Here is a 14,413-nt window from a genome sequence, read left to right as displayed (position 1 = left end):
CGCACGGAGCTTCAGGAGCGCGCCGAAACACCGATGATTCTCGCAAAAGCACACAGAACATCCGAACAATGTCGGAGGACCGGGGGTGGGAACGTCAATAGCGGCGAAGATACCTGCAATTGACATTCTATACATCGGATGTCTAGGCTCGGGATGCCCAACCAAGGAGAACATCTGTGAGCACCGTGATCGCGCTGGAGACCAGCGACGTACGCTTTCCCACCTCGAGATCGCTCGACGGTTCTGACGCCATGAATCTCGACCCAGACTATTCGGCGGCCTACGTTCGCGTCGTCACCGACGCTGACGACCACGCCAACGCCGGCCTCGAGGGCCACGGCTTCGTGTTCACCATCGGCCGCGGCAACGATGTGCAGGTGGCGGCCATCCAGGCACTTGAGCATCACCTCGTCGGCCGCAACACCGAAGAGCTGCTCGCCAACATGGGAGCCACCTGGCGTGAGTTCGTCTGGGACTCGCAGCTGCGCTGGCTCGGCCCGGAGAAGGGCGTCATGCACATGGCCATCGGCGCCGTCGTCAATGCGCTCTGGGACCTCAAGGCGAAGCGCGCCGGGCTGCCGCTCTGGCAGCTACTCTCCCGCATGTCGCCGGAGGAGATCGTCGAACTGGTCGACTTCCGCTACCTCACTGACGCACTCACCCCAGACGACGCGCTTCAGATCCTGCGCGCGGCAGTGCCAGGCCGCGCCCAGCGCGAGGCCGCACTTCTCGCCTCCGGCTACCCTGCCTACACCACCACCCCCGGCTGGCTCGGCTACACCGATGAGAAGCTGGTGCGCCTCGCCCGCGAAGCCGTCGACGACGGCTTCCGCATGATCAAGCTCAAGGTGGGCGGCGACGTCGACGACGACATCCGTCGCCTTCGCCTCGCCCGCGAAGCCGTCGGCCCCGACATCGCGATCGGCACTGACGCCAACCAGCGTTGGGGCGTGGATGAGGCGATCCAATGGATGTCGCGGCTCGCCGAGTTCGACATCGCCTGGATCGAGGAGCCGACGAGCCCAGACGACATCCTCGCGCACGCCGCCATCGCCCGCGGCGTCGCCCCGATTCCGGTGGCGACGGGGGAGCACGTCGCCAACCGGATCATGTTCAAGCAATTCCTCCAGGCCGACGCTCTCCAGATCCTGCAGATCGACGCCACCAGGGTCGGCGGCGTCAACGAGAACATCGCCATTCTCCTGCTGGCGGCAAAGTTCGACGTTCCGGTCTGCCCTCACGCCGGCGGTGTCGGCCTCTGCGAGGCGGTGCAGCACCTCTCGATGTTCGACTTCATCGCCGTCTCCGGCAGCACAGAGGGCCGCATGATCGAGTATGTCGACCACCTGCACGAGCACTTCGTCACCCCCGTCGATGTGCGCGGTGGTGCATACCGCGCCCCCACCGCGCCGGGAGCAGGAGCCCAGATGCACGAGACCAGCCGAGCCGAGTACGCTTTCCAATGATGGCTGAAATCGATTTCGGACGAATCGGCTACGGGGCCGCGAACGTCGGCAACCTGTACCGCGCGCTGACGGATGACGCCGCCTGGGAGATCCTGCAGGCCGCGTGGGATGTCGGCGTGCGCTACTTCGACACTGCTCCCCACTACGGGCTCGGCCTGTCAGAACGACGGCTCGGCGCCTTCCTGGCCACCAAGCCGCGCGACCAGTACATCGTCTCGACCAAGGTCGGCCGTCTGTTGCGCCCCAACCCAGACGGCGTCGGCGAACTCGACCTCGCCAACGACTTCGCCGTTCCAGCAGACCTCGCCAGGGTCTGGGACTTCTCGGCCGCCGGCATCCGTCAGAGCGTTGAAGAATCCCTCGAACGAACCGGCCTTGACCGGTTCGACGTGCTCTACCTGCACGACCCGGAGCGACACAGTCTCACCGAGGCACTCGCTTCAGCGATCCCCGCTCTGGCCGGCCTCCGCGATGAGGGCCTGGTCACAGCCATCGGTGTTGGCTCGATGTCAACGGATGCCCTGCTCGCGTCTGTGAATACCGGCGCGCTCGACCTGCTCATGGTTGCAGGGCGCTACACGCTGGCAGAGCAACCGGCGCTCGCCGAGGTTGTCCCGGCCTGCCGGGCGAACGGCGTCGGCATCGTGAATGCCTCCGTGTTCAACTCCGGACTGCTCGCGACGAACGAGCCGGGCAGCAGCGCCCGGTATGACTACGGCGACGTGCCGGCCGGCCTCTTGGAGCACGTTCAGGCGATCGCCGCCGTATGCCGCGAATTCGCCGTTTCGCTCCCTGCCGCCGCACTGCAGTACACCCTGCGCGATGACCCGGCCGGAAACCCGGTGCGAACAGTCGTGGTCGGCGGCAGCCGTCCTGACCATTTGCGACAGAATGCCGAGCGCATGAACGAGCTGATTCCCGTCGAATTCTGGCACGCGCTCACCGAACGGGATTTGATCCAAAGATCTGATGTCTAACCGTTATGAGCGCGGCCGGAATTCAGTTGACACACGAGACAATGCATATCTAATATGACGACGTGCCACCATCTCAAGGAAGAGAGAAACCCGTGAACCCGAGTAAACATCCGATGTCGATGGATGAGCGCGAACCTCTCCTCACGATAGTCGGCGCCAGCAAGAGTTTCCCGGGAGTGAAGGCCCTCCAGGATGTCGGACTTGACGTGCGCCACGGTGAAGTGCTCGCCCTGGTCGGCGAGAACGGCGCAGGCAAGTCAACGCTGATGAAGCTGTTGTCCGGCATCTACACGCCAGACGCGGGGGAGTTCTTCCTGGGCGGCGAACGCCTCGAGATCACCAGTCCGCGCCAGGCGCAAGAGCTGGGCATCAGCATCATCCACCAGGAGTTCAACCTGGCCGGCGACCTCACCGTCGCCCAGAACATTTTCATCGGCCGCGAGCCGCGTCGGGCCGGAATCTTTCTTAGCGATCGTGAGCTGAACGCCAGGGCGCAGCAACTATTCGATCGCCTCGGCCTTGCCCTCGACCCTCGCCAGCGGGTCGGCGAACTCACGGTCGCCAGGCAGCAGATGGTGGAGATCGCCAAGGCGCTCTCGTTCAACGCGAAGGTGCTCATCATGGACGAGCCGACCGCGGCCCTGAACGACTTAGAGGTCGCGACGCTCTTCGACCTGATTCGGCGGTTCACCACGCCAGATACCGGCGTCATCTACATCTCCCACCGCATGGACGAACTGAAGGTCATTTCCGATCGCATCACGGTGCTCAGGGACGGCCGGTACATCGACACGCTCGATACCGACAGCACCGACATGCGCGAGGTGATCTCGCTGATGGTCGGGCGAGAGATCACGGGTGAGGCACGCCCCCAGGTGACGGATGCCGGCACCGACGTCGTTCTGTCGGTGTCTGGACTCTCGACCAAGGGTGTGCTCTCCGACGTCAGTTTCGAGCTTTGCAGGGGGGAGATCCTCGGTTTCGCCGGGCTGATGGGCGCCGGTCGCACTGAGGTGGCCAGGGCGATCGTCGGTGCAGACCCGAAGTCCGCAGGAACGATTGAGCTGGCCGGCAAGCCAGTGCGCATCGACAGTCCCGCGGTCGCGGCGAAGCTCGGGATCGGCTACCTCTCCGAAGACCGCAAGGCCTACGGGGTGCTGCTGGAGCGCGACGTCAAGGAGAACATCGTTCTCAGTTCCCTGCCGGAGTTCACGGCTGCACTCGGATTCATGAAACCGGCAGCCATCGAGGCGAAGGCATCCGAGCTGGTCACCGCCCTGTCGATCAAGACCCCGTCGACGTCGCAGCTGGTCAAGAACCTCTCAGGCGGAAACCAGCAGAAGGTCGTGATCGCCAAGTGGCTCGTCAAAGACTGCGACGTGCTCATCTTCGACGAACCGACCCGCGGTATCGACGTCGGCGCGAAAGACGAGATCTACGCACTTCTGAACGCGCTGGCCGCTCAGGGTAAGGCGATCATCATGATCTCCTCCGAGTTGCCCGAAGTGCTGCGCATGTCACACCGCATCGCGGTGATGTGCGAAGGCAGACTGACCGCGATTCTCGACAACGCCGACGCCACCCAGGAAAACATCATGGACTACGCGACCCGATTCAGCGCCGAAGGAACGGTAATGGCATGACAACGACACCCACAGCATCCGACACCGCCAGCACCGAAACCGGCCGGCCAGGCGGCCTGGTCGGCCGGCTCCGCGGCCAGTTGCAGCAACTCCTCGCCTTCGCCAGCCTGATCATCATCGTGGCGTTCTTCGCCTTCGCGAGCCCGCACTTCTTCACCACATCGAACATCACCAGCATCCTCGTCGCCGCAACGGTGACCGGCATCCTGGCGCTCGGCACCACGTTCGTGATCATCACCGGCGGCATCGACCTCTCCATCGGCACCGGCATGATCCTCTGCGGCGTGATGGCCGGCGTCTTCCTCACCTTCTGGGGCTGGCCGCTATGGGCCGGCGTTCTCGGCGCCATCCTTTTCGGAGGCCTGATCGGGTTCGTCAACGGCTTCAACGTCGCCATCCTGAAGATCCCGCCGTTCATCGCCACCCTGGCGACCATGCTCATTGCCGCCGGACTCGCGCTGGTGATCAGCGGAACCAAGCCGATCTACTTCAAGGAAACCCCCGACTTCCAGGCGATCATGAACCTGTCGATCATCCCCGGCATGCGATTTCCGCTCGGCGTTGCGATCTTCATCCTGATGATGATCATCGCCGCCGTCCTGCTCTCCCGCACCATTTTCGGGCGCTACACCTATTCGATCGGCAGCAACGAGGCGGCAACGGCGCTCTCCGGCGTCAACGTCAACAAGTGGAAGATCATCATCTACACGGTGTCCGGGCTCTTCGTCGGCGTCGCCGGTGTACTGGCGGCCTCCCGGCTCAGCTCGGCCCAGCCGACCGGTGGCCTGGGGCTCGAGCTCGAGGCGATCGCGGCCGTTGTGATCGGCGGCACCTCGCTCTCCGGCGGCAAGGGGTCGATCGTCGGCACAGTCATCGGCGCCCTGATCATGGCCGTACTGACCAATGGCCTCCGCATCATGTCGATCCCGCAGGAATGGCAGTCGGTCGCTGTCGGCACGGTCATCCTCATCGCCGTCTATCTCGACATGCTCCGGCGCCGTGGCAGGTAAGCGCAGCCCCGTGGCAGGTGAACGCAGTAGTCCCTCACCGCACCCCCACCCGCATCACCGAAACTAAGGAGTTCGTCCATGAAGAACAGAAAACTGATCACAGCGCTGGCGGGGCTCGGCGTCGTCGCACTCGCCATGACCGGCTGTGCCGCAGGCGGTGGCGATGCAGGCGGTGGCGATGCCGGCGGAGGCGAGGCGTCCGGTGACAAGCCGTATATCGCGATCGTCTCGAAGGGCTTCCAGCACCAGTTCTGGCAGGCCGTGAAGCAGGGCGCGGAAGAGGCTGCGGAGGAGTTCGACGTGGAGATCACGTTCGAGGGCCCTGACACGGAAGCCGACGTCGACCAGCAGATCCAGATGTTGCAGACCGCACTCGACAAGGGTCCGGATGCCATCGGTTTCGCGGCGCTGGACAGCCAGGCTGCCGGCCCGCTGCTGCAGCAGGCGAAGGACTCGAACATCCCTGTGATTGCGTTCGACTCCGGTGTTGACAGCGACATTCCGGTCACGACGGCATCCACAGACAACAAGGCTGCCGCGGCCGAGGCGGCGAAGCAGATGGCTGAGCTCATCGGCCACGCCGGGAAGGTCGCACTCGTCGTACACGACCAGACATCCGTCACCGGTGTCGACCGTCGCGACGGCTTTGTGGAGTACATGGAGGAGAACGAACCAGACATTGAGATCGTCGACACCCAGTACGGTGGCGGTGACCAGGCGAAGTCTGCCGACCTCGCGAAGGCGATCATTGCTGCCAACCCCGACCTGAAGGGTCTCTATGGCAGCAACGAGGGGTCAGCGATCGGTGTGGTGCAGGCCGTCAAAGAACTTGACCTCGCCGGCAAACTGACCGTCGTCGGGTTCGACTCAGGCAAGGCGCAGATCGACGCGATCAACGAGGGCCTGATGGCCGGGGCGATCACGCAGAACCCGGTCGGCATCGGCTACGAGACGGTGAAGGCCGCTGTCGCCGCGATCAACGGTGACAAGGTGGAGAAGACGATTGACACCGGGTTCTTCTGGTACGACAAGAGCAACATCGACAGCGAAGAGATCAAGGCCGTCATCTACGAGTAGATCGACGTGCACAGGGCCGGGGCGAGCGATTCGTCCCGGCCCATGAGCGTTCGGAGCCTGGATGTCAGGACGCTGCGGCCGCGTCACGCAGCCACTGCTCGATCCCGGCGATGTGCACCACCGTCAGCGATTGTGCGAGACCCGCGTCGCCGCGCTCCAGCGCATCCACGATCGCGCGGTGCTCAGAGAGGGTGCGATCGACAGAGTGTTCCTGGGTGAGACCGCGCCAGATGCGCGCGCGAACGGTGTGGCTGGAAAGCGACTCGATCAGGCTGGCGAGGTACCGATTGCCCGCCAGTTCCACGATCGCACCGTGGAACTCGAGGTCATGGGCGACCAGGTCTTCGACACTGGTCGACACGTCGACGGAAGCTATCTGTGTGCGGAGTGCATCCACGTCATCCGTCGTCGCCCGGGTCGCGGCAAGAGCGACGGCCGCCGGTTCCAGAATGCGACGAACGGCGAAGAGCTCGAGCACAGAGGAATCGTCGTGCAGGTCGACGACAAACGACATCGCCTCGAGGAGCAGGCGCGGTTCGAGGCTGGTGACATAGGTTCCGTCGCCGCGCCGTACGTCGAGTACCCGGATGACCTCCAACGCCTTCACCGCTTCACGCATCGAGCTGCGAGAGAGGCCGAGACGTTCGCTCAGTTCTTTCTCCGGCGGTAGGCGATCTCCCGGTCCGAGGGCACCGGAGATGATCATCTCCTTGATCTTCAGGATTGCCTCATCGGTGACCGCCATGCAGACATCCTACCTTTCAGGGGACCAAGGGTTCAGGGGCCCAGGGACTCCGTCATACGGATGCAACACCGGGCGGGTAAAATTGAGATATGACCCCCGCCGCGCCTGATCCCCGATTTGCCGAGGCGCTCATCGCGTCCGGACCCACACCTGAGTACCCGGGGCGCATGCGCAGGTTCGGAAAGCTCGTCGGGTCGTGGGCCGCGAAGGGGTCGAGGCTCGACGAGGCGACCGGGGAATGGACCGAGCGCGAGTTCACCTGGATCGTCGGGTTCATCCTCGATGGTCGTGCGGTGCAAGACGTCGAGGTCGAGGCCAGCCCGTCGCATCCGTCTGGCTTCGAGACCGTTGCGACGGCCGTTCGTGTCTATGACGCCCACGCCGGTGCGTGGCGAGTGAGCTACTTCGCGCCGAAGTCAGGGGAGTACTGCCACCTCATCGCGACGCCGTATCGCAACGGGATCCGCCAGGATGGAACCGGCACCGACGGCCGGGCCGTGCGCTGGAACTTCACCGCGATCACGGCAGATGCATACACCTGGGAGGGCTGGGTCTCGGCAGACGACGGCGCGACCTGGACCCTCGTCGAGCGCAACGAGGCCGTGCGCATCGCCGCCGGGCGCATCGCCTGACCCTCAGCTGATCTGTTCCTGCTTCGCCTTCACCGGCAGCAGTAGGAGCAGTCCGACGAGCAGCACCAGCATGATGCCGAGGATGCCCCAGTAGGTCTCTCCGAAGATGGTGACGAACACCGCGAAGGCTGTGGGGGCAAGGAAGCTGACGGCCCGGCCGGTTGTTGCATAGAGGCCGAAGACCTCGCCCTCCCGGCCTGCTGGGATCAGCCGGGCGAGAAAGCTGCGGCTGGCCGATTGCGCAGGGCCGACAAAGAGGCAGAGTGCGAGTCCGGCGGTCCAGAACACGATCTGGCCACCATCGTGCAGGAAGAACACGATGGTCGCGCACACCACGAGACCGATGAGGGCGGTGACGATGACCGGCTTCGCGCCGAGCCGGTCGTCGAGGGCGCCGACGGCCATCGTCGCAACGCCGGCGACCACATTGGCCGCGATGGCGAAGATGATCACTTCTCCGGCAGAGAAGCCGAAGACGGATGCCGCGAGCACGCCGCCGAAGGTGAACACCCCGGCCAGGCCGTCACGGAAGACGGCGCTTGCCAGCAGGAAGTACACCGTGTGGCGGCTGGTCCTCCAGAGCCGGGCGACGTCGTGAGCGAGTACCGCGTACGACCGCAAGAACCCGACGCGCTCTCGGCGGACGGCATCCGGTGCGCGGTATTCCGGCACGGAGAACAGCACAGGGAGGGCGAAGAGACCGAACCAGACGGCAGCGATCAGCATCGACACGCGAACGGCCAGTCCGTTCTCGCTCGTGACACCGAACAGCCCGACGTCTGGCTGGATGAAACCGAAATAGACGATGAGCAGCAAGACGATTCCGCCGATGTAGCCCATGCCCCAGCCGAATCCACTGACCTTGCCGACGGTCGCCGGCGTGGAGACCTGCGCGAGCATCGCGTTGTAGTTGACGCCCGCGAACTCGAAGAAGACGTTACCGGCGGCGACCAGGAACAGGCCAAGCAGCAGGAAATCGGGGGAGGCCTGAACGAAGAACATCGACGCGGTGATTGCGACGACGATGAAGGTGTTGACGCCCAGCCAGAACTTGCGGCGCCCAGAAGTGTCGGAGCGTTGGCCGGTAACGGGGGCCAGAACGGCAATCAGCAACCCGGCGATGGCGAGGGCCCAGCCGAGTTGAGCCGAGATCACGTCTTTGTCGCCGAATGCCGACCCGGTGATGTACACGGTGAAGACAAAAGTGGTGACAACCGCGTTGAAAGCGGCGGAGCCCCAGTCCCACAGGCTCCACGCGAATATGCGCCCTCTGGTCGCCGGAGTCGGGTCTTCGGCGAGTGCGGTGGTGACGACGTCCGGAACCGAGGCATTCTGATCAACCATGAGGTCAGGCTAGTGGGGGTGTGGAAACTTCCGGTGCCCGAGTTGTGCGGAGTGTCGGCGACCCACGGACACCCTCCATGGGTACCGGCATGGGGAGTCGGGTGTTCACCGCGTCATCTTGCCGATCGCACGGCTGGAAAGCCTGAACTTCCGCGCATTCGGTGAGGGTGAAATCGGCGGGAGAACGGCGAAATAAGTTGCTCCCCGTTCGAGGGTCACGATAGGTTACGACAGGTCTGCCCCTCCTAGTGGGGCAGACACGCTCGCATGCGAGCCGACTTATCCATTCAATGGGGGGAATACACCTATGTCAGTTTCCGGAACATTCGGAAAGCGAGCGCTCGCCGTCTGCGCGGCCGCCGCTCTTGGACTCGGAGGGCTCCTCGTAGCTTCACCCGCGTCCGCCAATTCCGCCGCTGCGACGCCAGATGCCGAGAGCTATGCGGCTTTCGCTGCCGAGGTCCTGAGTAACAGTGACCAGAACGGCGTTCAGGTCATCGCCAAAGATGCGTCCGGCGGATATGTCGGTCTCGCGTTGGAGTCGCAGGCCAACGAGCGTCGGGCCGCAGCGCCGATCACTACGCCTGACGGCAGCACACTACCCATCAAGTACACGCTGGGACAGGAGCTCACGGCTTACGCGGAGAACGACGTTGTCGCGGGAGCTGGCTACTTCACGGCTCCGTCCTTCGAGTCTTCGTCGGGTGCTAGCTGCTCCATCGGCTTCACTGCGTGGGACAAAGACGGGAATGACGCGCTGATTTCCGCCGGGCACTGCACCGCCGACGGCGCGAACACTGTGACTGCACTGACTCTTCCGAGCAGTGACACGGCCGGTGGCGGATCCGGTGCAGTGACTGTCACTACTGCAATCGGCAAGTTCGGTTTTTCACAGTTCGGCGGAATCGGCAACGCCACTGGTGGCGAAGATACGAACAGCATCGACGTGGCCGTCATCGACGTGCTGAATGGCGACCTGAACCTCCTGCCTGAGATCACGGACTGGACCACGGCCGCATCAGAGGACCTCTCCGCATCGACCACCAAGGTCACAGCGGTCGGAAATGCCGCACTCGGCCAGTCGGTGAGCAAGTCCGGTCGCACTACCGGCCTGACAAATAATGCCACCATCGACTACGTCGAGGGTTGGGCGAGGATCGGCGATCGGATGGTCTACGGTTTCGGATCCGACAGCCTCGTTGCAGCCCAGGGTGACTCCGGTGGAGCTGTCTTCTCCGGCACGACCGCACTGGGTATCCTGAGTGGCGGCGCGCTGCCTGGTCAGCCCCCGTTCGTCTGGGCTTCCGACCTGCAGAACAGTCTCGCGCACACCGACGGCTACACCGTCAAGCTGTTCATCGACGCTCCGGTTGTCACCAGCGCTGCCGGCAGCGATGTCGAGCGTGGCGGCGCCATCGTCGGCACGGCTCCCGCGGGCACCACGCTCGTTGTGAAGCCGGCCACCGGTTCCCCGTTCGAGGTCGCCGTTGACGGTTCGGGTAACTGGACCTTCCCGGCGCCGAGCACGCTCGGTGACTACAAGTTCACCGTCACCGCAAAGAGCGGCTTCAACGTGTCGGCCAGTGCCGAAGGCTCCGTGAACGTGGTGCTCGCACCGCTGGTGGCTCCTGTCGTCACCACGCCGGCCAACGGCGGCCAGGTCGCCGATGAGGTCACCGAGCTCACCGGCACCGGCCTTCCGGGCGCTACGGTCACCGCGACCGGCGACGCCACGGGAACCGCGACTGTTGCCGCGGATGGTGCCTGGAAGATCGAGTTCGCCGAGCCGCTCGGCTACGGAGACTACGCCGTTTCGGTGACGCAGTCCTCAGAGGGCCAGAAATCGCCTGCCGCTACTGTGGCGTTCAAGGTTGTGCTCGCCGCTCCGGTGTTCACGTCGCCGGCAAACGGTTCCTCCTTCGACCTGTCGGCTGCGCCGAAGAAGATCGAGGGAACCGGCATCAACGGTGCAACCGTTCAGGTCGCGCTCAGCGGCGAGGCACTCGCACCGGTCACCGTTGTTGACGGCAAGTGGAGCGCACCGATCGACTTCGCGCTGATCGCCGGCGACTACGCCGTTGTTGCCACGCAGACCGTTGACGAGGTCGTTTCGGCAGACGCCGTCTCGGGCTTCGCTCTGACGGTCGCACCGGCTCCGGTTGACCCGGGCACTCCGAGCGATCCGGCCGGCGATGGCGACCTCGCCAACACCGGTTTTGACGGACTGCCCTTCCTCGGCGGAGCAGCTGCACTGCTGCTCGTGGGTGGTGGCGCACTGTTCCTGATGCGTCGTCGCGCGGTCACCGAGTAGTCAGTAATCGTCAGTAGCAAATGAACAGAAGGGTCCCGGCTTCGGCCGGGGCCCTTCTGTATTCCGTCGACAGACCTCACGCGAACAATTCGGCGACCAGCGCCGCGAACATCTCTTCTGAATCGCAGTTGTGACCGCGCCGGGTGAACCAGTCACACACGTTGACGCAGTCGCGGTGCAGCAACGCCATTCCGTTCGGATTGCTGGCGATGTCGACCACCTGGGGAAGATCGATCACAACGATGCGGTCGTGGTGCACGAGCAGGTTGTAGGCGGAGAGGTCACCGTGCGCGAGTCCGGCCTGCGCCATGGTCAGCATGATGTCTGTCACCTGCTCAAGGTACGAAGACAGCTGCGATACCGACCCCTTTGCCTGCGCCAGTCGGGGCGCCGCGCCTGAGTCATCGCCGATGAATTCCATCAGGATCTCTGTGCCGTTGACCTGGACCGGATACGGCACAGGCACGCCCATACTGTGCATTCGGCAGAGCGCTTCGAACTCCGCGTACGCCCAGCGTCCGGCCGACACGCTGTGGCCGTATGAGCTACCCCTGGCTACCGCGCGCGTGTCGCGGGTGTTCCGCATCCGCCTGCCCTCGTGATATTGCGCAGAACGATGGAAATCGCTGGTCTCGGTGCCGCGGTACCGTTTGGCGGCGAGAATGCTGGGTTGGGACGGGTCGCCCGGCACGGCCCGCTCGATCAGGAAGACGTCGGCTTCCTTTCCTGTCTTGACGATTCCGAGTTCGGTGTCGAAGGCCGCTGCCGATGTGACGAGCCAGTCCGGATGCGGCTCTGGTCCACGTTCGCTGGGGGTGATGGCCGGCCAGGTCGACCAGCGTTGGCCGTCTTCAGGCTCTGCGGCCCCGAACTCGCCGACGTTGTAAAGGGAGAAGGTGTTGGAGAATGCGTCTACTGACAAGAGTGTGCTCCGATGTCGGAGGCCACACGTGGTTGGTTAGACGGCGGCCTCGGTGAAGGCGGGGGTAGCGGAATGCTGGACTGTGGCGTCCCAAACAATGGCATCCATGTTCATCCCCTCCTTTCTCGGCCGGTGCACGCGACGATCTCGCCTGCGATCCCGACCAGCATAGCCACAACGCCGGTTCCAGGGAAGACGCGTGTCGTGGTGCGCGCCCTCGGATTTCCCAGTTCGGGGGCTATGCCAGCCCGCGGAAGTGGACGAACAGGTCCTCATAGCTCACGTAGTAGAGGACTCCGTCCGAAAAATAGAGCGAAGGCGTGTAATCCCCGTTGAGGTCTGCGGCACGGATCGTGCCGGGGAACGGGTCGTCGGTCTGTGTGTAACCGGCCGCCAGCAGTTCCGCGCGAAGGGCCTCCCATTGGTCGGGCGATTGATCAACTCGCGCGAACCAGATTTGAATGTCACTGCCTGGCCTGACCCAGTAACATCCGAGCCCGCCGTCATCCACGATCGACTGCATCACGTCGTCGAAGGCTTGGAACTCGCGGAGTTCGAGTGCATCCTCGGTCAGCGTCGCGCGACCTTCGTCGGTCATTGCTGTGTCGCACGTCTCTGCACTGACCGGAGCCGCGGTGTCACTTGGCGTCGGCCGCGGCGTTTCCTGAGTGGTGGTCGCGGACGGCGTCGATGTCGCTGTCGTGTCGCTCGGGGCGGCGCTGCACCCGGCGAGTGCGATGGTGAGTGCCACGGTGCAGCCGAGGGTGAGAATTCCGGCGCGATGTGGCTTCATCCTGCAAGCGTACTGAACTGTCACTCCACACCGTCTACATACTGACCTCTCCACCGTGCGCCAGCGCACCGAGCACGTGACCACTCGAGCCTTCGAAGCGATGGCGGGGTCACGAGGATGTGTGCTTCAGCACCTATCGTGTCGTTGAAGGCGGTGTTGTTTAGAAGGGGGCCGCCTCGGTGGTGACCGTGAGGCCGGTCGGTGTGGTGATGGAGACTCGACCATTCGGGAGGCGTTCGTAGTCGAATCGGCTGAGGTTCTTGCGACGGTTGCTCTTTTCGCAGAGCGGGAACAGGTTGTCTTCGTTGGTTCTGCCGTTGTCACGTACCCATTCTTCGAGATGGTCGACATCGGTGTCGTCGACGGCCCGGTTGCAGGTGGGATCGATGCAGTTCTCGAAGCGAAACGCGATCCAGTCCTTTTGCGCCTGGGTGGGGCGGTAACGTTCGCGGTCGTAGGTGAGCTTCTCACCGGTGAACGGGTTCGTGGCCACGCGCCTGAACGAGGGTGCCTCGGCGAACAGCCGGGCAGCGGAGTCGCGGTCGATGGTGCCATATCCGCGTAGTTCGATCGGCTCGTCTCCTCCGCCGATCATGGATAGCAGCGGCACAAGCAGCACGGGCCGCACTTTCGCGGCCGTTGGCGTGCCGTCACCCGCGAGCCACGCCGCGGCCAGATCGGCACGAATCTGGTCACGTGAACGCCAGTTGGAATCTCCGACCTTGGTCTTCTTCTGTTCTGCGCGGGAGGTGGCGTTGAGGCGGGACACGATACGAACGGCATCTGGTGCTGACAGGAGCGCGTGCACCCATGCCATGCCGTTTTCTGCCGGTTCCATCCACACGCCCCTGCCTGCGAACGCGCGAGCGTGTCGGGCTTCGGCGGGTTCCTCGTGCAGCTTCTCCTTCGCCCGTCTGGCACGTGCCCGGAACGCGGCCGGTGTGAGGGTTCCAGCCGGTTCGGCGAGCTGCTCATCGAAGAGTCGCACTGCGGTGTCGTCGTCCCAGCCGCTCAGCAGGTCGAGTGCCGCGCCGACATGCGCCGTCGTTGTCTCGCCTGCCGCGAATACGGCGCGCAGCCGGGGCAGCCGGTCTTCGAGTAGCTGCGCGCGGTGGGCCAACGTACGCACCTGACCTGCGGAGAGGTGAAGACGCAGGCCAGCGTCGAACGCCGCCGCTTCCTCGGCCAGCTCAAGCGCATCCCGCCCAGTAAGCCCTCCGGAACGCAGATAGACGTGCGGGTTCGCCCGCGCGAGCCGCATCAGCTCAGCGAGCGACGCCCACAACCGCGCCTGTGCCCGATTCGTCTCGGACTGCGAGGCCGTGGCTTCATCGAGGCGATCGAGGATCAAATCGAATCCGGTCGCTACGGTCTTGCCCGGTATTAACACGGCGGGACGTTTTCGTACAGGCACTTCTCATACAGACACTTCTCGTGCAGGGACGGCAAACGCATCCTGACTCCAGATCTCATCTCGGCACGAGTGACTCTGA

General features: G+C 64.2%; 12 protein-coding genes. 7 read left to right on the top strand and 5 right to left on the bottom strand.

Features of this window, described 5'->3' with window-relative positions:
• The first annotated feature begins 176 nt into the window (after nucleotides 1-176).
• From K323_RS0110735 to K323_RS0110715, 5 genes are all read left to right on the top strand, one after another.
• Nucleotides 177-1,466: an L-fuconate dehydratase gene (locus K323_RS0110735; RefSeq protein WP_022885285.1), complete on the top strand. Its 1,290-nt coding sequence runs from the start codon at nucleotides 177-179 to the stop codon at nucleotides 1,464-1,466.
• On the top strand, nucleotides 1,466-2,443 hold the full coding sequence (locus K323_RS0110730) for an aldo/keto reductase (RefSeq protein WP_026851531.1): 978 nt from the start codon (nucleotides 1,466-1,468) through the stop codon (nucleotides 2,441-2,443). Before K323_RS0110735 ends, K323_RS0110730 begins: the two co-directional genes overlap by 1 nt.
• A gap of 92 nt (nucleotides 2,444-2,535) precedes the next feature.
• Complete coding sequence (locus K323_RS0110725) at nucleotides 2,536-4,086, top strand: sugar ABC transporter ATP-binding protein (protein WP_245570965.1); 1,551 nt, start codon at nucleotides 2,536-2,538, stop codon at nucleotides 4,084-4,086.
• Nucleotides 4,083-5,096 carry an ABC transporter permease gene (locus K323_RS0110720; protein ID WP_022885282.1) on the top strand — a complete coding sequence of 338 codons (1,014 nt, stop codon included), beginning with the start codon at nucleotides 4,083-4,085 and terminating at the stop codon, nucleotides 5,094-5,096. The genes K323_RS0110725 and K323_RS0110720 overlap by 4 nt, the downstream gene beginning before the upstream one ends.
• A 78-nt stretch (nucleotides 5,097-5,174) precedes the next feature.
• Nucleotides 5,175-6,173, top strand: a complete 999-nt coding sequence (locus K323_RS0110715; RefSeq protein ID WP_022885281.1) for an ABC transporter substrate-binding protein — start codon at nucleotides 5,175-5,177, stop codon at nucleotides 6,171-6,173.
• 64 nt (nucleotides 6,174-6,237) lie between these two features.
• Here the strand turns inward: K323_RS0110715 and K323_RS0110710 are convergent, their stop codons facing one another.
• Nucleotides 6,238-6,918, bottom strand: coding sequence for a FadR/GntR family transcriptional regulator (locus tag K323_RS0110710; protein WP_022885280.1), 681 nt, complete (start codon nucleotides 6,916-6,918; stop codon nucleotides 6,238-6,240).
• An 89-nt stretch (nucleotides 6,919-7,007) separates the two neighbouring features.
• Here K323_RS0110710 and K323_RS0110705 point away from each other — a divergent pair, with 89 nt between their 5' ends.
• The gene (locus K323_RS0110705; protein ID WP_022885279.1) at nucleotides 7,008-7,550 is read left to right on the top strand and encodes a hypothetical protein; all 543 of its coding nucleotides are present in this window, start codon (nucleotides 7,008-7,010) and stop codon (nucleotides 7,548-7,550) included.
• 3 nt (nucleotides 7,551-7,553) lie between these two features.
• Here the strand turns inward: K323_RS0110705 and K323_RS0110700 are convergent, their stop codons facing one another.
• The gene (locus K323_RS0110700) at nucleotides 7,554-8,894 is read right to left on the bottom strand and encodes an MFS transporter (RefSeq protein WP_022885278.1); all 1,341 of its coding nucleotides are present in this window, start codon (nucleotides 8,892-8,894) and stop codon (nucleotides 7,554-7,556) included.
• A gap of 307 nt (nucleotides 8,895-9,201) precedes the next feature.
• Here K323_RS0110700 and K323_RS0110695 point away from each other — a divergent pair, with 307 nt between their 5' ends.
• Nucleotides 9,202-11,205 carry a S1 family peptidase gene (locus tag K323_RS0110695; protein WP_022885277.1) on the top strand — a complete coding sequence of 668 codons (2,004 nt, stop codon included), beginning with the start codon at nucleotides 9,202-9,204 and terminating at the stop codon, nucleotides 11,203-11,205.
• A 76-nt stretch (nucleotides 11,206-11,281) separates the two neighbouring features.
• On the opposite strand, the gene K323_RS0110690 is transcribed toward K323_RS0110695, so the two are convergent.
• The 3 genes from K323_RS0110690 to K323_RS0110680 form a co-directional block, all read right to left on the bottom strand.
• Nucleotides 11,282-12,127, bottom strand: coding sequence for a serine protein kinase RIO (locus K323_RS0110690; RefSeq protein ID WP_022885276.1), 846 nt, complete (start codon nucleotides 12,125-12,127; stop codon nucleotides 11,282-11,284).
• Between the two features lie 238 nt (nucleotides 12,128-12,365).
• Nucleotides 12,366-12,920 (bottom strand): hypothetical protein, encoded by a 555-nt coding sequence (locus tag K323_RS0110685; protein WP_022885275.1) that lies wholly within the window; start codon nucleotides 12,918-12,920, stop codon nucleotides 12,366-12,368.
• A 160-nt stretch (nucleotides 12,921-13,080) separates the two neighbouring features.
• A complete protein-coding gene (locus K323_RS0110680; protein ID WP_022885274.1) occupies nucleotides 13,081-14,310 on the bottom strand; it encodes an HNH endonuclease signature motif containing protein in 1,230 nt (409 codons plus the stop codon).
• Nucleotides 14,311-14,413: the final 103 nt, after the last annotated feature.

The sequence above is a fragment of the Glaciibacter superstes DSM 21135 genome, assembly GCF_000421145.1.
GTDB classification, from domain to species: domain Bacteria; phylum Actinomycetota; class Actinomycetes; order Actinomycetales; family Microbacteriaceae; genus Cryobacterium; species Cryobacterium superstes.
The sequence above is the reverse complement of the archived record's forward strand: the minus strand, read 5'-3'. Positions and strand labels throughout refer to the sequence as shown.